Annotated in this window: 13 protein-coding genes; 9 read left to right on the forward strand and 4 right to left on the reverse strand. The window is 68.9% G+C overall.

Annotated elements, in window-relative coordinates; all coding sequences use genetic code 11:
• Positions 1-24: 24 nt before the first annotated feature.
• Positions 25-1,497 carry an L-lactate MFS transporter gene (locus R5W23_RS16495; protein WP_407936137.1) on the reverse strand — a complete coding sequence of 491 codons (1,473 nt, stop codon included), beginning with the start codon at positions 1,495-1,497 and terminating at the stop codon, positions 25-27.
• Positions 1,498-2,140: 643 nt separating this feature from the next.
• Here R5W23_RS16495 and prmC point away from each other — a divergent pair.
• Positions 2,141-3,016, forward strand: coding sequence for a peptide chain release factor N(5)-glutamine methyltransferase (prmC, locus tag R5W23_RS16500; RefSeq protein WP_320687244.1), 876 nt, complete (start codon positions 2,141-2,143; stop codon positions 3,014-3,016).
• Between the two features lie 48 nt (positions 3,017-3,064).
• Here the strand turns inward: prmC and hemP are convergent, their stop codons facing one another.
• Positions 3,065-3,241 (reverse strand): hemin uptake protein HemP, encoded by a 177-nt coding sequence (gene hemP, locus R5W23_RS16505; RefSeq protein WP_261189779.1) that lies wholly within the window; start codon positions 3,239-3,241, stop codon positions 3,065-3,067.
• Positions 3,242-3,567: 326 nt separating this feature from the next.
• Here hemP and R5W23_RS16510 point away from each other — a divergent pair, with 326 nt between their 5' ends.
• From R5W23_RS16510 to R5W23_RS16535, 6 genes are all read left to right on the forward strand, one after another.
• Positions 3,568-4,695 carry a DUF1559 domain-containing protein gene (locus R5W23_RS16510; RefSeq protein WP_320687245.1) on the forward strand — a complete coding sequence of 376 codons (1,128 nt, stop codon included), beginning with the start codon at positions 3,568-3,570 and terminating at the stop codon, positions 4,693-4,695.
• Between the two features lie 18 nt (positions 4,696-4,713).
• Positions 4,714-5,937, forward strand: a complete 1,224-nt coding sequence (locus R5W23_RS16515) for a PepSY domain-containing protein (RefSeq protein ID WP_320687246.1) — start codon at positions 4,714-4,716, stop codon at positions 5,935-5,937.
• 192 nt (positions 5,938-6,129) lie between these two features.
• Positions 6,130-7,434 (forward strand): outer membrane protein assembly factor BamB family protein, encoded by a 1,305-nt coding sequence (locus tag R5W23_RS16520; RefSeq protein WP_320687247.1) that lies wholly within the window; start codon positions 6,130-6,132, stop codon positions 7,432-7,434.
• Positions 7,435-7,579: 145 nt separating this feature from the next.
• Positions 7,580-8,272, forward strand: coding sequence for a pirin family protein (locus R5W23_RS16525; protein WP_320687248.1), 693 nt, complete (start codon positions 7,580-7,582; stop codon positions 8,270-8,272).
• Between the two features lie 308 nt (positions 8,273-8,580).
• The gene (locus R5W23_RS16530; protein ID WP_320687249.1) at positions 8,581-8,760 is read left to right on the forward strand and encodes a hypothetical protein; all 180 of its coding nucleotides are present in this window, start codon (positions 8,581-8,583) and stop codon (positions 8,758-8,760) included.
• Positions 8,761-8,815: 55 nt separating this feature from the next.
• Positions 8,816-8,998 carry a hypothetical protein gene (locus R5W23_RS16535; protein WP_320687250.1) on the forward strand — a complete coding sequence of 61 codons (183 nt, stop codon included), beginning with the start codon at positions 8,816-8,818 and terminating at the stop codon, positions 8,996-8,998.
• 97 nt (positions 8,999-9,095) lie between these two features.
• On the opposite strand, the gene R5W23_RS16540 is transcribed toward R5W23_RS16535, so the two are convergent.
• A complete protein-coding gene (locus R5W23_RS16540) occupies positions 9,096-10,079 on the reverse strand; it encodes an FkbM family methyltransferase (RefSeq protein WP_320687251.1) in 984 nt (327 codons plus the stop codon).
• Between the two features lie 153 nt (positions 10,080-10,232).
• A complete protein-coding gene (locus R5W23_RS16545; protein ID WP_320687252.1) occupies positions 10,233-12,128 on the reverse strand; it encodes an aspartate kinase in 1,896 nt (631 codons plus the stop codon).
• A gap of 602 nt (positions 12,129-12,730) precedes the next feature.
• Between R5W23_RS16545 and R5W23_RS16550 the strand changes: the two genes are divergently transcribed.
• On the forward strand, positions 12,731-14,008 hold the full coding sequence (locus R5W23_RS16550) for an outer membrane protein assembly factor BamB family protein (protein ID WP_320687253.1): 1,278 nt from the start codon (positions 12,731-12,733) through the stop codon (positions 14,006-14,008).
• Between the two features lie 180 nt (positions 14,009-14,188).
• On the forward strand, positions 14,189-18,955 hold the full coding sequence (locus R5W23_RS16555; RefSeq protein WP_320687254.1) for a PAS domain-containing protein: 4,767 nt from the start codon (positions 14,189-14,191) through the stop codon (positions 18,953-18,955).
• The last annotated feature ends 12 nt before the right edge of the window (positions 18,956-18,967 follow it).

The following is an 18,967-nucleotide window of genomic DNA, read 5'->3' on the forward strand; positions in this document are numbered from 1 at the left end:
GACGGGACTGCCGCCCGAAGAGCCCTACCGAAACAGAGCGAGAGAGTGCCACACCGTTTGCGACACGCCCCACAGCAGCGGAACACCCACCCACCCCCATCGGAAGACGAGCGTCGGCCAGTCGAGCACAGCCGATTGCCCCGCGTATCCCCCCGCGGCCACGGTTGTGGGGTTCGGGGCCGGCGGTGCCAGTTTCACGCGCCGGACGAGCAGGTTGCACACGAACCCGATGACCAGCAACCCCGCCATCAGGTACATCGTGAGCGTGTAGGCGTCGGCCTTCGGCACCCCGCTCCCGATCTGGGCGTCGCGAAGGTGCGTGATGAGGTACGGTCCCGCGACGCCCGCCAGCGACCACGCGGTCAGCAGCCGCCCGTGAATCGCGCCCACCTGCCCGGTCCCGAACTGGTCACGCAGGTAGGCCGGAATCGTTGCGAACCCGCCGCCGTACATGCTCATAATGATCGCGTAGCCCAACACGAACAGCACCACACTGCCGAACTTCCCGGTTTGCGGAATGGCGGCGTAGAGCACCGCGCCGAGCGCGAAGAAAATCATGTAGGTCGGCTTCCGGCCGAGCCGATCAGACGCGGACGACCAAACGAAACGGCCGGCCATGTTGAACAGGCTCAGGAGCCCCACGAACCCCGCGGCGGCTTCCGCCGACACGCGCGCCGGGAACATCTCCTGGATCATCGGCGACGCCTGCCCCAGCACGCCGATGCCCGCGGTCACGTTCAGGAGCAGTACGGCCCAGAGCAACCAGAACGAGGCGGTGCGGAGGGCGCCGCTCGCTGTAACGGTGGCTACACCCGAAACGGCCGCTTTCACCGCACCGGGCGGCCCCCACCCCGGCGCCGGGAGGCGCACCGTTACCACCCCGAACATCATGAAGCCGAAATAGAGAGCCCCGAGCGTGAGGAACGTTTCCAGCACGCCGGTCGAGGTCGCGGAGCCGTAGTGGTGCATGAGGAACTGCGACAGCGGGGAGCCCAGCATCGCGCCGCCGCCGAACCCCATGATGGCCAACCCGGTCGCCATCCCGGGCCGGTCTGGAAACCACTTGATCAAAGTGGAAACCGGTGAGATGTACCCCAGCCCCAGCCCGATCCCGCCTAGCACGCCGTAGCCGAGATACAGGAGCCAGAGCTGGTGGAGCCACACACCGGCCGCGGACACCAGAAACCCGCCGCCAAAGCACACGGCCGACGCGAACATGGCCTTCCGCGGTCCGGCCCGCTCCAGCCAGGTCCCGAACACCGCCGCGGACACCCCGAGGAACACGATCGCGATGCTGAACACCCAGCTTATTTGGCTGCGGGTCCAGTCGTCCGCCGCGCGCTCCGTGATCCCGATCACGTGTTCCAGGGGGATGTTGAACACGCTGAACGCGTACGCCTCGCCGATGGCGAGGTGGATCGCGAGCGCCGCCGGCGGCACCAGCCACCGGTTGAAACCCGATGGGGCGATACTACGTTCGCGGTCAAGAAACCCCAGCGGACCGGTGGTCGTGGACATCGCAAGCCCTCGGTGTGCGAACCAGCCCATAGCGAACGGCGTGCCTCTCGGACAGCGTTCGTGCATCTCGCCACCAGAACCCGAGGCGCACGTGAAGCCCCTTCCTCCTGCTCCCGCCGCTCGCGCGGACGGCCACGCTCGTCACCCTTCCCGGCCCGCGCCCGCCGCAGAACCGGAGTACGACCTCCTCGTCCGTGACGGCGCGCCCGCTGGAAAAGCCGCAGGCCCCGGGTTGTACCGGGGCCTGCGCTCGCTGGCCGTCTCGCGTCTACTTCTCGTCCTGGGGCGCGGAGCGCTCACGGCACCGCCCGACCGCGGTCACCGCGGTGCGGTACGGGACCGCGTCTTGCGGGGTTGCTCCAGACCGTACCGCACCGCGGTGACCGCGGTCGGATAGCGGTGCTGGAACAGCGATCCCCGCGAGGAGTGTGACGGTACCCACTCGGCCGACGCAACATCGGCCTGCTGCAACACAGCGAGCTAAACGCAGGCACGGCCAGCACGCCCGTTCTACTCCGCCCCGGCGCCGAACGCAACAACCGTTCACCGAACCGGTCTGTCACGGCGGCGCGGCATTCGCAATAATGCCCTGGACGCCCTCAATCTCGCCGAGAACGGACTCATGCCCCCGCCAACGCCGACCGTATGGACCGTCCGCGCCCTGCTCGTGTGGACCACGGAGTTTCTCAAAACGAAAGGCGTTGAAGCGGCCAAACTCGAAGCGGAACTGCTCCTCGCGCACGTCCTGCAAACGGACCGCACCTACCTCACCATGCGGTTCGACGAGGAGCCGACCGACGCCGAACGCGCGAAATACAAAGAGCTGATCACCCGGCGGCTGACCGGCTGGCCGGTCGCGTACCTCGTCGGCTCGCGCGGGTTCTATCTCCTCAACTTCGATGTGAACCCGGCGGTTCTGATCCCGCGTTCGGACACCGAAACCCTTGTGGGTGAGGCGCTCACGCGCCTCAAGCCGCTCACGGCCCCGGCCGTTCTCGACATCGGCACGGGTTCGGGGTGCATCGCGGTGAGCCTCGCGCACCAAAAGAAGGACAGCCACGTCACCGCGACCGACGTTTCACCAGACGCCCTCGCAGTGGCGAAGCACAACGCCACCAAGAACAACGTGGCGGGCCGGATGACGTTCCTTCAGGGCGACCTCTTCGCGCCGCTGCCCGCCGGGGCGACGTTCGACATGATCGTGAGCAACCCGCCGTACATCGCGCAATCGGAGTTCGCGGACCTGGCGCCGGATGTCCGTGACCACGAGCCGCGGACCGCCCTCGACGGCGGGCCGGACGGGCTCGCGTTCTACCGGCGGATCGCCGCGGCCGTCGGCCCGTTTCTCAAACCGGGCGGGTCGCTTCTGCTCGAAATCGGCTGGAAGCAGGACGCCGCCGTGCGGGCGCTCGTGGCCGAACAGCCGGAACTCGAACTCGGGCCGACGATCAAAGACATGGGGAAGACCCCCCGCGTCGTGACCGCGAAGAAGAAGTGAGGGTCACACTGTCCGCGGTTCGAGGCCCCCACGCGGACAGGGCGACCCTCACTTCTGCAAAATCAGCTTGCCGCGGCGTGTGATCCGTAACCGGTAGCGCACGCCTTCCAGCTCGATCCACACCTCGCGTTTGCCCGCGAACAATTCATTGGCCTGAATGGTCCGCTCGGGCTCGCCCGCCGCGCCGGGCTCGTCGCGGTCGTCCCCGGGTTCTTGGTCGCTCATCGGCAGTCTCTCACCACACAGAACTGAGACGCAATTTCACGCGCCACTCCGCACCCTGCACTCCGGTCCACCGAACCCGGAGCTTTTCAGTGCGATGTTTCAGGCTCGGATGTTGACAGTATTTAAACCGCAGATAATGTAAAGCCAGCTAGTTGAGAATTTGTCTCAACAAGAGCCACGCAAACAGACCGTATCGACGCGGCTGATCCGCGTCGGCGAGCTCGCCGAGGCACCGCTTCAGGGACGCGACCGGCCCCCACCAGCCGCCCGCTCACCAACCCGCAGTGACGCAGCTCCGCTCTCACTCCCCAAAAGGAGAAGCGCCCATGCGCGCGAAGAAGGGCTTTACGCTGATAGAACTGCTGGTTGTGATCGCGATCATCGCGGTCCTGATCGGCCTGCTGCTCCCGGCGGTGCAAAAGGTCCGCGAAGCGGCGGCCCGGATGAAGTGCGCCAACAACCTCAAGCAGCTCGGCCTAGCGGTCCACAACTATCACGATTCGGTGCAGAAGCTGCCGGTGTTCAGTTTCGCCCCGAACGGGCACTCCGAAGGCGGCTCGTACGCGCCGTCCGTCCTGCCGGACGGGATCACCTCGAAGCACTTCAGCGGGTTCCTCCTGATCCTGCCGTACATCGAGCAGGACGCCTACGCCAGCAAGTACGACCGCACCAAGGGCTACAGCGACGCCACCGTCGGGGCCGACGGGGTGACCTCGAACCGGACCCTCACCAGCAACCCGATACCGACCTACCTCTGTCCCTCGATGCCGGTGCCGCAGAACGCCGGGTACAACTCGTACAGCAGCTACGTCGCGTCCCGGGGGAACTTCAGCTACATGACCGACGGCTCGGGCGCGGTCATCCAGACCGGGACCGGCACGAAGCAGCGCTGGACCGAGGACGACGGAATGTTCGTCTCCGCGTTCGTGCCCCCGCCGGCGACCAACACGACGGCCGCGGGCAGTTTGCGCTACCTCACGCTCGGCAGCGTCACCGACGGGCTGTCGAACACGTTCCTTGCGGGCGAAAAGCACTACACCATTCAGGGCAGCACCTGGGTGAGCGGCACGAACATCCACACCGGCGCGGCGCTGACCGGGCCGTTCACCGGGAACACGAACTACGTGTTCCCGCACCCGGGGGCGGACGCGAACGAGGGCGCGACGCACACGCCGATGAACTTCAAGACGCTGGTCGGCCCCGCGGCCACGCTGAACATGAAAGCCGGCACCGTGACCTGCACGGCCGCCGCCCCGTCGGCGCTCAACACGAACGCGGACAGCGCGTGGTACAAGAACACCGCCCTCGGCGGGTTCCGCAGCAGCCACACCGGCGGTTGCAACTTCGTGTTCGGGGACGGGTCGGTGAAGTTCGTGCGCGAGAGCGTTTCAACGGCCACCTACCGGGCGCTCGGCAGCCGCAACGGCGGCGAAGTGATCGGCAACGACTATTAACCTTCGGAGCGCAAAACGATGAGTGTTGCCGAACCGCCCGCGCCCGACGCGGGCGCCGGGTACGACCGCCCGGCCCCGCAGGTCAAGCGCCGCCCGCTGGGCAAGCGGGTGATGCACGTCATCCGCCGGGCGCACCTGTACCTCGGGCTGTTCCTGCTGCCCTGGGCCGTGCTGTACGGCCTCACCGGGTTCCTGTTCAACCACCCGACCGCGTTCAGCGACGCGCCGTCGGTCTCGTTCGGTGCGACCGAGCTGGCGGGCACGCCGATGGAAACGCCGCCGGAGAAGCCCGCGGCCGTCGCGGTGCAGGTGGTCGCGGCCCTTAACGAGCGGGCGGACGGCAAGCACACCTACGCCCTCGTCGAGCCTGAGAAAGCGAAGTACGCGAACGACTTGGCGTTCGCCACGGTGAAAACCGACGGGGTGGAGGTGAGCCTCCTGTTCGATCTGAACAGTCCCGGCGGCACCGTCCGGTCGCGTCCCGTTCCCGCCGCAGCGCCCAAAGGCGAAGAGAAGGAGAAGGCACCGTTCGCGCTCGCGGGGACCAGCAGCGATTCCAAGGCCGGACGCGGCGAGAAAGGCAGCGGCCGCAACGAAAAAGGCGGTGCTCGCGGGGAACGGGGCGGCGGAGAAAAGGGTGGCCGGGGGGACCGGGGCGGGGCCATGAGCGAAGCGCCTGCGGCGGCACTCACCCCGAGCACCTTCCGGCCGCTCCGGACGTTCGCGGACGCCGCCACCGCGATCCTTTCAGGTGCAGCAGAATCGGCGAACAGTTTACAACTCCCCGATTCGCTCGCGGAGCGCATTAAATCAGCGGTGCCAGTCGTGCTCGAACGCACGGGGTTCCCTGGCGGAACGTTCTCTGTCACTGTGCCGAACCTGACGTTCCGGATGGCGGAGGGCGAGAAAGTGTGGACCGTCAGTTACAACGCCCAAACCGGTACGGTGGGAGGCACACCGGCCGACACGGACGCGGCCCCACCGGTGGAACTCTCCACGCGCCGGTTCCTCACCCGACTGCACACCGCTCACGGGTTCCCGGGTAGCACGAACGCGCGGTGGTTCTGGGCCGTGATCGTGGACGTGATGGCGTTCGTGATGGTCTTCTGGGGCGTCTCGGGCGTGTTCATGTGGTGGCAACTGAAGGCCACACGAAAGCTCGGGTTCGCCCTGGTGTTGTTCGGCGCCTGTGTCGCGCTCGCGCTCGGGTTCGGAATGCACGACCTGATGACCGCGCGATGACGCCAGATCGCGCGGCCGGCTTTTGTGCGTGTCGCGGGGCGATCAGTTTGAGCCCCGCGCCTCTGGCATCCACATTTCCGCCGCAGCACGACGCTCAACTCGTCCAATTTAGCATAACCAAGTTATCCAGACAGCTACTATCCTACCGCCGCGCTGCGCCGACCGCAGCGAAACGTTCATCGGAGGGCGCTCATGCGCGCCGCACTCGTACTCACGCTCTCACTCTCGACCGTACTGTCCGCCCCGGCGGCCGATGCTTGGCCCGGCTTCCGTGGCACCGGCGAATCCATCGCCAACGGCGCGTACCCCACCACGTGGGGTCCCAAAGGCGGGATCGCGTGGACCGCAGACCTGCCCGGCTACGGTCAGTCCTCTCCGGTGGTGTGGGACGGCACCGTCTACCTGACCGCCGTGGAAGGGGAGAACCGCGACAAGGGGTACGTGGTCGCGCTCGACGCCAAGACCGGCAAGGAAAAGTGGCGGCACACGTTCGAGCCCACCCAGAAAGCAAAGTGGGGGTACACGATCAGCCGTGCGGCCCCGACGCCGTGCGTCGACGCGGGCGGCGTGTACTGCTTCTTCGAGGGCGGGAACCTGATCGCGCTGACCCACGCCGGTAAGATGCGCTGGGCGCGCGACCTCGTGAAGGAGTACGGCGAGTTCCAGGGCGGTCACGGGATCGGCAGCTCGCTGGCACAGACCGAGGACGCCGTGTTCGTTCTCATCGACCACCGCGGGCCGTCGTACCTGCTGGCGGCCCAAAAGGCGAACGGCGAAAACAAATGGAAGGTGGGGCGCGAGCAGAAGGGCGGCTGGGCGTCTCCCGTCGTCGCCACCCGGAACGGGAGCCCCGAGTTGATCGCCAGCAGCGCGGGCACGGTGATCGGCTACGCCGCCGACACCGGCAAGGAACTGTGGAAGCTCGACAACGTGGTCGGGAACACGATCCCGTCGGCGTCGGTGATTGGCGACCGGGTGCTGTTCGGCGGCGGCACGAGCCGGTCGAAGGAGGAATCGCCGGCCGGGGCGAAGAGCAACGGGTGCCTGAAACTGGTCTCGAAGGACGGCAAGCCGACGTTTGAACCCGCGTGGGCCGCAAAGGCGGGCGTCTCGAACTACGCCACCCCGCTGGGGTACGAAGGCGTCGCGTACTTTGTGAACCAGGTGGGCGTGGTGTACGCGCACGACCTCGCGACCGGCAAGGAGCTGTTCGCCGAGCGCACCGACGGCGCGTGCTGGGCCTCGCCGGTCGGCGCGGGCGGGCACGTGTACTTCTTCGGCAAGGACGGCACTACTAGCGTGCTGAAAGCCGGCAAGGAGTTCGATCAGGTCGCGTCGAACAAGCTGTGGGAAACGAAGCCCAAGCCGGCGCCGGCCGGTGGCAAGAAAGACGCGCCCGGCAGCGAGTACGGCGACCCGATCGTGTACGGGGTCGCGGCGGCTGACGGCGCGTTCTACATCCGTACCGGCACCCAATTGTTCAAGGTCACGAAGTAGCCGTCGCCGTGCACACGGCACCCGTAATACCCCTCCCACGGGGCACACGGGCCGTGAGCGGTCCGGCGCCGGTCTGAAAGTCGCACCTCGGCCCGCGGTATCCCCTGGTGCCCCACCTGACCTCGGGGCGCCACTGGGTTCACCAATGCTCACGATTCGTAAAGGGACCGACCGCGGGGTCACGCGCTACGGCGGCTGGCTCGACAGCCGGCACACGTTCTCGTTCGGCGACTACCAGGACCCGAAGCACCACCAGTTCCGCGCGCTGCGGGTCATCAACGACGACCGGGTCGCGCCGGGCGGCGGGTTCCCCACGCACCCGCACCGCGACATGGAGATCCTGACCTGTGTGCTGTCGGGCGCGCTCGAGCACGCCGACAGCATGGGCAACGGCGAAGTGATCCGGGCCAACGAGTGGCAGGCGATGACGGCCGGCACCGGGTTAACGCACAGCGAGTTCAACCCGTCCGACGAGGAGCCCGTCCACCTGCTTCAGATCTGGCTGTTGCCGGACCGCCGCGGGCACAAGCCCGGGTACCAGCAGAAGGTGTTCACCGACGCCGATAAGAGCGGCAAATGGGCGCTGGTGGCGTCCCCGGACGGGGCGAACGGCTCGCTGACGATTCACCAGAACGCCCGCGTGTACCAGACCAAGCTGCGCGGGGAGGGTGTGCGTCACGAGTTGGCCACCGGCCGCGCCGCGTTCGTCCACGTCGCCACCGGGACGGCGACCGTCAACGGGGCCGAACTCGTCGCGGGCGACGCCGTGGCAATTGAAAACGAGCGCGACGTGGCCGTGACCGGCAACGGTGAGGTGATCCTGTTCGATCTGAGCTAACCGACCGATCCCGCATCCAAACACCGAAAGAGCGGCGCGCCGCTCGCCTTTTTTACATCACCGTTAATCTCCTACGTGCCCAAAGTTAACAGGTATCGCGGGGCAACCGGTTCTTCGGTCCCCAACTTCCAAACCGAAACGGTCAACTAGTAAGCTTCGACACTTCCGACCGCGCTGGCGCGAATCGCTCGTCGGCGCGGCCGCTTCCTGTTCAATGTCACGGGGCCGGGCAGCAGTCTCCGCGCGCTACCGGCGTTCACGTTGACCGACTCTGACGCTCGACCCTACAACCGCAGTGGCGTTCTTCAATGCGAGCCCTCACGATTCCTTTTTTGCTGCGGTTCGCGCTCAGCGTGACGACCTCGGTGCGCGCCGACGATCCCAAGCCCTCGGGCTTGGTCCTCGACCTGCGCGGGCCGCCGAACCCGCCCGAGGGCGACAACTTTACCATCACCTACACCGTCACCTTCGGGGGGACTACAACCTAATGCCTTCCCGATCTGCTACGGCGGACGGTACGACCCGACGAAGGTCAAGGCGGTCGTGGGCGGCTGGCAGACCGACGGGTACATCGCGGAAAAGGCGGGCGACACCCGCATCCGGTTGATCGGGCGAAAGGACAAACAGGGCAAGGTGTACCCGGTCAGCGGCATCAAGATCGAATTCAAGGACCTGCCGGCCGATCAACTGCCGACCGTCGTGCCCGACGCGAAGAACAAGGGGTGACTGCGCGAGGGCAACCGCTCCGCCGCCGCTCGATGACTGCGCCCCCCCCCAAGCCCAAGGGCGGGGAGTGACCAGGACCGTTCGGGTGCGCCGTCCGTCAGTTGGAGCGACGGCGCGGCATCTTGGCGGCGTGCTCGGCCGGTACGATAACCAAGTTCCGCTGCCCGCCGGCCTTGAAGAACGCGGCCGCCGTTGGAGCGAACTCGTTCACCTCGTACCGCCCGTTCACGAACTGCTTTTCGCTCTCCGCCAGCACGAAGCACTCGTACCGGTCCGGAAACAGGGCCTTCAGTTGTTCGAGCGATCCGATGGTCCCGGCCGGCGCGGTGGACACCTCGAGCACGACCAGCGGGCGGTGCGTTTCCAGGGTCTTTCGCAGCCCCTTCAGGGCGGCTTCCTCGTACCCCTCGATGTCGATCTTCATGACCCCGATCGGCCCCGTACCCGCGAGCAGCGCGTCGCCGGGCACCACCCGCAGGTCGGCACCGCGCTTCTGCCCGTGCCCCTCGTGCCCCTCACCGCGGAACGAGCCGCCGGCCTGATGCGCGTCGTCGGCCGGTTCGAAAAATGGGATGGTCGCTTCCCGCTCCCCGAGCCCGACCTCGTGGACGGTCACGTTGGTGAACGGGTTGAGTTTGAGGTTCGCGTGCAGCGCCTTGAGCACCGGCGGGAACGGCTCGATCGCGTGGACCGCCTTCACCCGCGGGGCCATGAACAGCACGTACTGTCCGGTGTTTGCCCCGACGTCCACGAACACCCGGTCCCGCGTCCCGGTGGCGTTGACGTAATCGTCAAGGAAAAACAGGATGTGCTTCTCCCACGCGCCGAACGCCAGCACCGCGTCGTCGATCAAGTTCCCCGAGGTGCCGCGGTAGGTGTACCCGTAATTCTCGACCGTGAACGTGTACTCGCGGTCCCTGGCCTTCGTGAGCGAGATAGCGAACGGGTTCACCTCGCTCCGCTTCTCCACCTCGGCGCTGGCGTCCTGCCACCGCCCGTGGTACACCACGGCCAGAGCCCCGGCGGTCGCGGCGAGCACGCACGCGGCGAAAAACATGAACCGGTAGCTGGGTGCGGCCATCGGGCGGCTCGGTGAGAGAAGATGCGGGGCGGGCGTCGCATGCTCCCGCGTCGCGGTATCGCAAGCAAGTGCGACCCTCCGCGACAGTGTTGGAAGAACTAGAACAGGACTCGCGCCGGGTCAAAAATGGCGGGCGCCTTCAGTGGGAATGCATCACCCCAGCTTGAACGCCTCGGTCAGGCACGCGAGCGCCTCCTCGCCACGGGCGCGTTCCACCACCACCCCGACGCACACCTCGCTGGTGTTGATCATCGCGATGTTGATGCCCTTCGCGGCCAGGGCCCCGAACATCGTCTTCGCCACCCCGGTGTGGGTGCGCATCCCGACCCCGAGCACGAACAGCACCGAGATGTCGCCGTCGCCCACCACCCGGCACCCGGGGTCGATCTCGCGCACCACGTCCTGCGTGCGCTTCAGGGCTCGGGTCAGGTCCGCGCGCGGCACGGTGAACGACAGTTCCGCCTTCGCCGGGCCGCTCTGGTTCTGGACGATCATGTCCACCAGGATGCCGCCGGTCGCGACCGCGTTGAACACCTTCGAGCAGTTCCCGGGTTGGTCCGGCAGGTCGTAGATGGTGACGCGGCTCTGCTCGTTGTTGAGTTGCACGCCGCTGACGAGCACGTCTTCCATCCCGGCGAGCCGGGCGATGGCCGCCTCGCGCTCGGTCTTCGCGGGCAGCACGAGCGGGGCGGGCCGCGGCCTGAACTCGCCGTGCGCCGCCGGCTGCGCCCCCGCGCCTTTGCGCGGCTGGGCCAGCGCGAACGCCGCGTGGACCGCCCGCAAGGCCCGGCGCCCGCGGACCGCCTTCTTGCTCTCCAGGTGCGCCTTCTTGATCGGCTCGGCCGGACCCGGTTCGATCACCGCCGACTCGGCCGCGCCGTCCTCCTCCACCAGCACGCTGATCTTGATGTCGCCGGTGGTGATCATCTTGAGGTTCACGCCCTCGGCCGCCAGCGCCTGAAACATGCGCTCGGCGACGCCCGAAATCGCCCGCATCCCGGCCCCCACCACCGACACCTTACTCACCTTGCCGGTCTCGTTGAGCGTCGCCCCGAGTTCGCCCACGATCGGCCCCAGGATCTTCTTCGTGCGGTCCAGCTCGGTGTTCAGCACGGTGAACCCGATGGTCGCCTTGCCCCCGATCCCGACGCTCTGTGCGATCATGTCCACCGCGATGTTGGCGTCCGCCAGCGCGGCGAAGATGCGGTGGCTCACCCCGGGCCGGTCGGGCACGCCTTCGAGCAGCAGGCGCGACTCGTCGGCCGCCAGAGCGACCCCGCAGGCCGGGATCTCGCTCATCCACGGCGCCTCGGGCATGATCCAGGTGCCGACGGCGTCGGACTTCGCGTTCCGCACCATCAGCGGCACGTCGAACTTCTTCGCGAACTCGATGGACCGCGAGTGCATCACCCCGGCGCCCATGCTGGCCATCTCCAGCATCTCGTCGTAGCTGATGGCGTCCATCTTGCGGGCGTCGGGCACGATCCGCGGGTCGGTGGTGTACACGCCGTCCACGTCGGTGTAGATCTCGCACTCCACCTCATAACCCGCGAGCTTGACCGCCGCCGCCACCGCCACGGCGGTGGTGTCGCTGCCGCCGCGGCCCAGGGTGGAGATGTCGCCCTGCTCGTCGATCCCCTGGAACCCGGCCAGCACGACGATGTGCCCGCTGTCGAGCGCCTCGCAGAGCCGCTGCGTGTCGATCTTCTTGATGCGGGCCTTGCGGTGGGTGCTGTCCGTGACGATGCCCACCTGCGGGCCGGTGAAGCTGACCGCCCGCTCGCCGAGTTCCTGAATCGCCATCGCGGTGAGGGCGATGCTGATCTGCTCCCCCGTGGCGAGCAGCATGTCCATCTCGCGGGCCGACGGCTCGGAGGTGATCTCCGCGGCCTTCGCGATCAGGTCGTCGGTGGTGCTGCCCTGCGCGGACACCACCACAATGACGCTGTTGCCAGCGTGTTTGGCCCGGATCGCCTTGCGCGCCGCTTCCATCACGCTCTCGGCGTCCTTAACACTCGAACCGCCGAACTTCTGAACCACGACGCCCACGGTACGCCCCCACTCGGTTGAGCCTGAACTTCACGGGCTGTTGTATACCACGCCGGCGGGCCGGGCGCCGCTTGCATTCGGCTTCCGCAACACGCCTTTCCAACCCCAATTTCCGTCTCGCGGCACTTCCAATAAGTCCGAATCGTGGTCTACGAAACGAATCGGAACCGCGATCCCGTGTCCGACGCGACGCTCATTACGTCAAGCCAATCGGCCGCAATCAAATTCACCACAAAATGTTACATCCCATCACCCGAACACCGCCAGAGCCGCCTCGGCTCGCTCCGGCGGGGCAAGCTGGGGCTCGGAGCGCGTGATTCGGTGGTAGCGATCACCCAGCGAATCGCCAGTCCGTGACCAGCTCTCGCACCAGCAGATGTCCCGCCGCAGGCCAGTCGGAGTCCGCCAGTCGGCACTGTAACCCCCGTTACAGCGCCGGGGAGCGGGCACGCGCCCGGCGCGAACGGCCCAGGTCGAGGCCGCATCGCCAACCGACCTCCAACGTTTGCGGCTCTTGGACGCGGGCGCGTTGCGGCGCCGGGGCGATTTCGGTACGCTTTTTCCAAGCCTGCCGCAAACTTCCGCGCCGAGGTACCCCCACCGTGAACCACCGCTTACTCCTTTCCACGTTCCTTGCCGCGGCGTGCGCGGCGGGTGCCAGCGCCGACAACTGGCCCCAGTGGCGCGGGCCGAAGAACGACGGCCGCTCCGCCGAGACGAACCTGCCGACCGAATGGGGCGCCGACAAGAACGTCGTGTGGAAGCTGCCGATGCCCGGTATGGGCGCCAGCACCCCAGTCGTGTGGGCCAACCAGATCTTCCTCACGTCCGTCGCGGGCGACGACATCGTCCTGCTCTGCGTCGGCACCGACGGTAAGGAGAAGTGGCGGCAGCCGGTCTCCGCGACGGGCAAGACCCGGTACCGAAACCCGTCCGGCGCCGACGTGTCGGACGCGTCCGCCTCCTGCTCGACAGATGGCAAGCACGTGTGGGCGTTCGCCGGCAACGGCTCGCTCGCCTGCTTCACCACCGACGGCAAGGAAGTCTGGAAAGAAGACCTCCAGAAGTACGGCAAGTTCAACATCCAGTTCGGCGTCCACTGGACCCCCGCGCAGTACAAGGGGAAGTTGTACCTGCAGGTGATGCACCGCGGCGCGCAACTGGTCGTCGCGCTCGACGCCGTCACCGGCAAGGAAGTGTGGAAAAAGGACCGCCCGGGTTACAGCAAGGGCGAGAGCCCCGACGTGTACGCCTCGGCGTTCATCTGGGAGGGTGAAGGCGGACCGCTCCTGATCGCGCACGGCAACGATTTCTGTACCGCGCACAAGCTCGACGACGGCACGGAGGTGTGGCGCGTCAGCGGGCTGAACCCGACCACGCACCGCGCTTGGCGGTTCGTGTCCAACCCGCTGATTACCCCGGACCTGATCGTGGTGCCGTCGTGCAAGGAGGGGCCGACGGTGGGCATCAACCCGGTCGGGGCGAAGGGTGAAATCAGCCCCGACAACAGCGCGGAGCTGTGGCGGGTCCCGGCGAGCACCAACTTCCGCACGCCGGACGTGGTGGCCCCGGTGCGGATCGACGACATCGTGTACATCACCGGGCACGGCCCGTTCTGGGCGCTGGATGCCAAAACCGGCAAGGTCCTTTACAAGGAAAACCTGTCGAGGGGCTCGCACTGGGCCAACATGGTTGCCGGGGACGGCAAGATCTACGTCACGTCCGAGGGAGGAGCCACGGACGTGATCGCGGCCGGCAAGGACTTCAAGAAGCTGGCGACCAACACCCTCCCGGACAAGATCTTCGCCGGCCCGGCGGTCGCCGACGGGCGGATCTACTTCCGCGGGTACGGACACCTCTGGGCGATCGGAACCAAATAGCCCCCGCGCGAAACGCGCATTCCGGCGGGTCCGTGCGGGCGTCGGCGATTACGAAGCCGGCCTCGCACGTTTCTGTTCCATGTGCCTGCGGCTCGACTGCTACAATAGGTGCGGTCACGCCCGCAACGCACATAGCCGCCGGTGCCGTGCGAACCGGCTCATTGATGTTTTAAAGTCTCAATGCCCACCCCTGTCCACGCGCCGGAGGACGTGTCGTGCCGGGTGGTGGGCGGCGTGCTCGCTCACGTCCGGCGCGCGGGGCGGTCCACGGAGCCACTCACCCGCGGACTCAACCGCACGCTCAGCGACCTGCTCGACCCGGCCGGCATGATTTCGTGGGGCGAGTTCCTGGCGTTCGTCCGGAACTGTGCGGCCGAACTCACTTCCGAACAGGCCGCAGAGTTGGGCGCGGCGCTCGGCGACTCGCCGTACCTGCGTCCGCTGCTGCTGACCGCCGGGCGGCGGGCGAACCCGGCCCGTTACTACGAGTGGCTCGCCGACCCGCGCGACGGGGCCGCGAAGCACCTGTTCCCGTGCCTCGACGCACACCTGACGCGAATCGGGGCGCGCGAGCTCCTTCTCACGATCACCCCGCGCACGGGCCGCAAGCGCCCGCCGGGCCAGTTTTGGGACGTGGTCGGGCGGGCGCTCGCCGCGCTGCCGGTCTATTTCGGGCTGGCGGCGGCCCGGGTGGAGCGAGAGCCCTCGGAAACGGGCGCGGCGTTCCGGATCGGCCTTCCCCGGCGCCGGCCGTTCCGGTTCGCGTTCACCTGGCTCGCGTCCTGGCTCCGCGGCGACGCCCCCGGCGACGCCCGCGCCGTTCTGGCCCTGGCCCACGAGCGGGCCAAGCGGCACCGGGCCGAGTCCGCGCTGGTGCATGCCCGGCGGCGGTTCGATCAGGTCGCCGATGTGGTGCCCGGTGTCGTGTTCCAGTACGTCCAGACGTCCGGCGGAACCGAACGGTTCGCGTTCGTGAGCGCCGGGGTGCGTGACCTAATCGGGGCCAAACCGGCCGAAGTCGAGGCCGACCCGCAACTCCTCTGGGGCGCGGTCCACCCGGACGACCGGTCGGTGATACCGGCGTCCTTCACGGCCGCCCAGAAGGCCGGCGCCCCGTGGGCCGCGGAGTTCCGCGTGACCGCCCGGGACGGCGCCGTGAAGTGGGTCCGCGGGCGCGCGGTTCCGGCGCCGGCCGACGGCACCGGGGGGGTCGTGTGGAACGGGCTCCTGACCGACGTGACGGCCGAGAAGCGCGTCGAGGAGCAGGTGCGGGCGCAGGCGGCCCGGCTGGAGGCGCTGACGGCCAACGCCCACGTTCACATCGTGGAGTTGGACCGCGACGGGGTCATTCAGTACGTGACCCGCACGTCGGCCGGGCGCGCCCCCGCGGATGTCCTGGGCCGCCGGCTCACCGACTTCCTGGCCGAATCGGACCGGGGGCCGATCGCGGCGGCCACGGCGAACGTGCTCGCAACCGGCCGCGCGGCCACCGCCCTCCACTTCACCGCGCCGGACGGTCACGGGACCCCGCGCACCTACACCGCGACGCTCTCGCCCGTGGCGGTGCGGCCCGGCGCCCCGGTCGAGCGGGTCGCGCTGGCCGCGTTCGACGTGACGGACCGCAAGCGCGCCGAGGACGAGCGGCGGCGCATCGCCGAGGAGTACACCAACCTGTTCGAGCGGGCCGTGATCGGCGTGTTCCGGTCCACCCGCGAGGGCCTGTACCTGGCGGCGAACGCGGCCCTCGCTCGCACCTTCGGGTACGCCTCGGCCGCGGACCTGATCGCCGGCGTGACCGACATCAGCACACAGTTGTACGCGGACCCGCGGGACCGGGCCGAGTTCCTCCGGCGGCTGAGCGCGAGCGGCGAGGTGTCGGGCTTCGAGTGCGAGGGGCGGCGCCGGGACGGAGCCCCGATCTGGGTGCGGTTGGACGCGCGGGCGGTGTGCGGCCCGGACGGGGCCGTTTGTTACCTCGAAGGGTTTCTCCAAGATGTCACCGACCGGAAGCGGGCCGAGGACGCCCTGCGGCAAAACGAAGAGCGGCTCCGGCAGGCGGCGCGGCTGACCGGGTTCGGGGTGTTCGACCACGACCACCGGACCGGGGCGCTCTACTGGTCCCCGCGGGTGTGCGAGATCCACGACTGGCCGGCGGACCGGGAACCGGACCTGGAGGTCGCCCGGGAGCAGGTCCACCCGGACGACCGGGCCGCGCTCCTCGCGGCAACCGCCCGCGCGCACGACCCGGCCGGGAGCGGAATGTTCTCGTGCGAGTACCGGATCGTTCGCCCCGACGGCCGAGTCCGCTGGGTCCGGGGGAGCGCGCAGACCACCTTCGTCGGGACCGGCCCCGGCAGCCGGCCGGACCGCACCATCGGGGCCGTTCTGGATGTGACCGAGGCCCACGAGGCGGAGGACGCGCTACGGGCCAGCGAGGAGCGGCTCCGGCTCGCGCTGGCGGCGGCCCGGATGGGCACGTTCGACTGGGACCTGCGGACCGGCCGGGGGGTGTGGTCGGGCACCCACTACGAGCTGTTCGGGTACCCGCCCGGGGACCACTTCCCCGTGCGGTTCAACCACTTCACGGACCGGCTCCACCCGGCCGACCGGGGGCACGTCGAGGCCCTCATGAGGGCGGCGCAGGAGGCCCGCCGCCCGTTCACGAGCGAGACCCGGGTGGTGCTCCCGGACGGGTCGGTGCGGTGGGTGCTCGGGAGCGGCGAGTTCCGGTACGCGGCGGACGGGACCGCGGTCCGCATGGTGGGCACCGCGCTGGACATCACCGATCGGAAGCGGGCCGAGGACGCGCTGCGGGAGAGCGAGGAGCGGTTCCGCAACATGGCCGACCACGCCCCGGTCATGGTGTGGGTGACCGAGGCCGACGGGCGGTGCACCTTCCTGAGCCAGTCGTGGCACGAGTTCACCGGGCAGGGGGCCGGCGCGGGGCACGGGTTCGGCTGGCTCGACGCCGTCCACCCGGACGACCGCGGGGCCGTGGAGCGGGCGTTCGTGGCGGCGAACGCGACTGGCGCGCGGTTCGCCGCCGATTACCGGCTGCGGGACCGGGGCGGGGCGTACCGGTGGGTGCTCGACTCGGCGGCCCCGCGCCGCAGCGCGGGCGGCGAGTTCCTCGGGTACATCGGCTCGGTGCTCGACATCACCGACCGGAAGCGGGCCGAGGACGCGCTGCGGGAGAGCGAGCGCCGGCTGGCCCTGGCCATCAGCGCCACCAGCGACGCCGTGTGGGAGCGGAACTACCGAACGGGCGAGTCTTACTACAGCCCCCGGTGGTACGAGATGCTCGGCCGGGCGCCGGTGCCGATGACCCGCGAGCAGTGGGAGGAACTGTGCCACCCCGACGATTTCGCCCCCGCCCTCGCGGGCATCCGCGCCGCGCTGCACGCCCCCGAATCGAGCGGGTACGCGGTCGAGTTCCGGATGCGGCACGCGGACGGCTCGTGGGTGTGGGTGCTGAGCCGCGGCGCGGTGGTCGAGCGGGACCCGAACGGGGCGCCGCTGCGGCTGAGCGGCACCAACACCGATGTCACCGCCCGCAAGCGGGCCGAGGCCGAGCGGGACGAGTCGCTGGCCCGGCTCCGGCTCCACATCGAGCGGCTGCCGCTGGCCTACGTGCTGTACGACGCCGAGCTGCGGTACGCCGACTGGAACCCGGCCGCCGAAGCGATCTTCGGGTACACCCGCGACGAGATCCTCGGCCGCCCGCTCATGGACCTGGTGCCGCCCGACGCCCACGCCCAGGTGGCCGCGGTCCGGGACCGGCTGCTCGCCGGGGACCTGGCCGCGCGGAGCATCAACCGCAACGTGACCCGGTCCGGCGCGGTCATCCTGTGCGAGTGGTACAACACCCCGCTCCGCCGGCCCGACGGCACGTTCCTCGGCATCCTGTCGATGGCGCAGGACGTGACCGAGCAGGTCCGGACCCAGGAGGCCCTGCGGCTCAAGGAGCAGTCGCTGCGGCTCGCCCTGGACGCCGGGCGGATGGGCACCTGGGAGTGGGAGCTGGAGCCGCCCCGGCTCACCTGGGACGAGCGCGAGCAGGCCCTGTTCGGGTTCGCCCCGGGCGAGTTCGACGGCCGGCTGGAGACCTTCTTGTACCGCGTCCACCCGGACGACCGGGCCGGCGTCCAGCAGGCGCTCGCCGGCGCGCGGGCCGGAGCGGACGTTGACATCGAGTTCCGGATCTGCCGGCCCGACGGCGGCGAGCGCTGGGTCCGCGGCACCGGCGCGCCGGTGCCCGCGGGCGGCGACCGGCCGGCCCGGCTCGCCGGCGTCAGCTACGACATCACTGCCCGCAAACGGGCCGACGAGCGGACGCTCGCGTCGCTCCGCGAGAAGGAGGCGATGCTCAAGGAGATCCACCACCGGGTGAAGAACAACCTGCAAGTGGTCTCCAGTTTGCTGCACCTGCAAGCGGCCCGGGTCACCCACCCGGCTGCCGCGGCGGTGCTGGCGGAGAGCCAGAACCGGGTCCGCGCGATGGCCCTCGTCCACGAGGCCCTGTACCGGTCCGACGACCTGGCCCGCGTGAACCCCGGGCGGTACTTCGGGGAGCTGTGCTCGTACCTGTTCCGGGTGTACGGGGTGGACGCAGCGCGGGTGCGGCTCGAGCTGGACATCGGCCCGGACCCGCTGCCGCTGGACAAGACCGTCCCGTGCGGGCTGATCGTCAACGAGGTGGTGTCCAACGCGCTCAAGTACGCGTTCCCGGACGGCCGCGGCGGCACCGTCCGCGTGGCCCTCCGCACGGCCGGCGGCCGGTTCGCGCTGGCCCTGTCGGACGACGGGGTGGGGCTGCCGCCCGACTTCGCGATCGACCGCGCGCCGTCCCTCGGGCTGCGGCTGGTCGGCATCCTGACCGAGCAGTTGGGCGGGCACCTGTCCGTCGAGCGGTCCGGGGGGACCGCGTTCCTGATCTCCTTCGCGTAACGCCCCGGGTCA

This window comes from Gemmata algarum, assembly GCF_034097035.1.
Classification (GTDB): domain Bacteria; phylum Planctomycetota; class Planctomycetia; order Gemmatales; family Gemmataceae; genus Gemmata; species Gemmata algarum.

Bases quoted from the DNA above. Each gene is read 5' to 3' on its own strand.
- R5W23_RS16530 (WP_320687249.1), top strand. From the start codon at position 8,581: ATGCGAGCCCTCACGATTCCTTTTTTGCTGCGGTTCGCGCTCAGCGTG.
- hemP (WP_261189779.1), bottom strand. From the start codon at position 3,241: ATGAGCGACCAAGAACCCGGGGACGACCGCGACGAGCCCGGCGCGGCG.
- R5W23_RS16520 (WP_320687247.1), top strand. From the start codon at position 6,130: ATGCGCGCCGCACTCGTACTCACGCTCTCACTCTCGACCGTACTGTCC.
- R5W23_RS16515 (WP_320687246.1), top strand. From the start codon at position 4,714: ATGAGTGTTGCCGAACCGCCCGCGCCCGACGCGGGCGCCGGGTACGAC.
- R5W23_RS16525 (WP_320687248.1), top strand. From the start codon at position 7,580: ATGCTCACGATTCGTAAAGGGACCGACCGCGGGGTCACGCGCTACGGC.
- R5W23_RS16555 (WP_320687254.1), top strand. From the start codon at position 14,189: ATGCCCACCCCTGTCCACGCGCCGGAGGACGTGTCGTGCCGGGTGGTG.
- R5W23_RS16540 (WP_320687251.1), bottom strand. From the start codon at position 10,079: ATGGCCGCACCCAGCTACCGGTTCATGTTTTTCGCCGCGTGCGTGCTC.
- R5W23_RS16510 (WP_320687245.1), top strand. From the start codon at position 3,568: ATGCGCGCGAAGAAGGGCTTTACGCTGATAGAACTGCTGGTTGTGATC.
- prmC (WP_320687244.1), top strand. From the start codon at position 2,141: ATGCCCCCGCCAACGCCGACCGTATGGACCGTCCGCGCCCTGCTCGTG.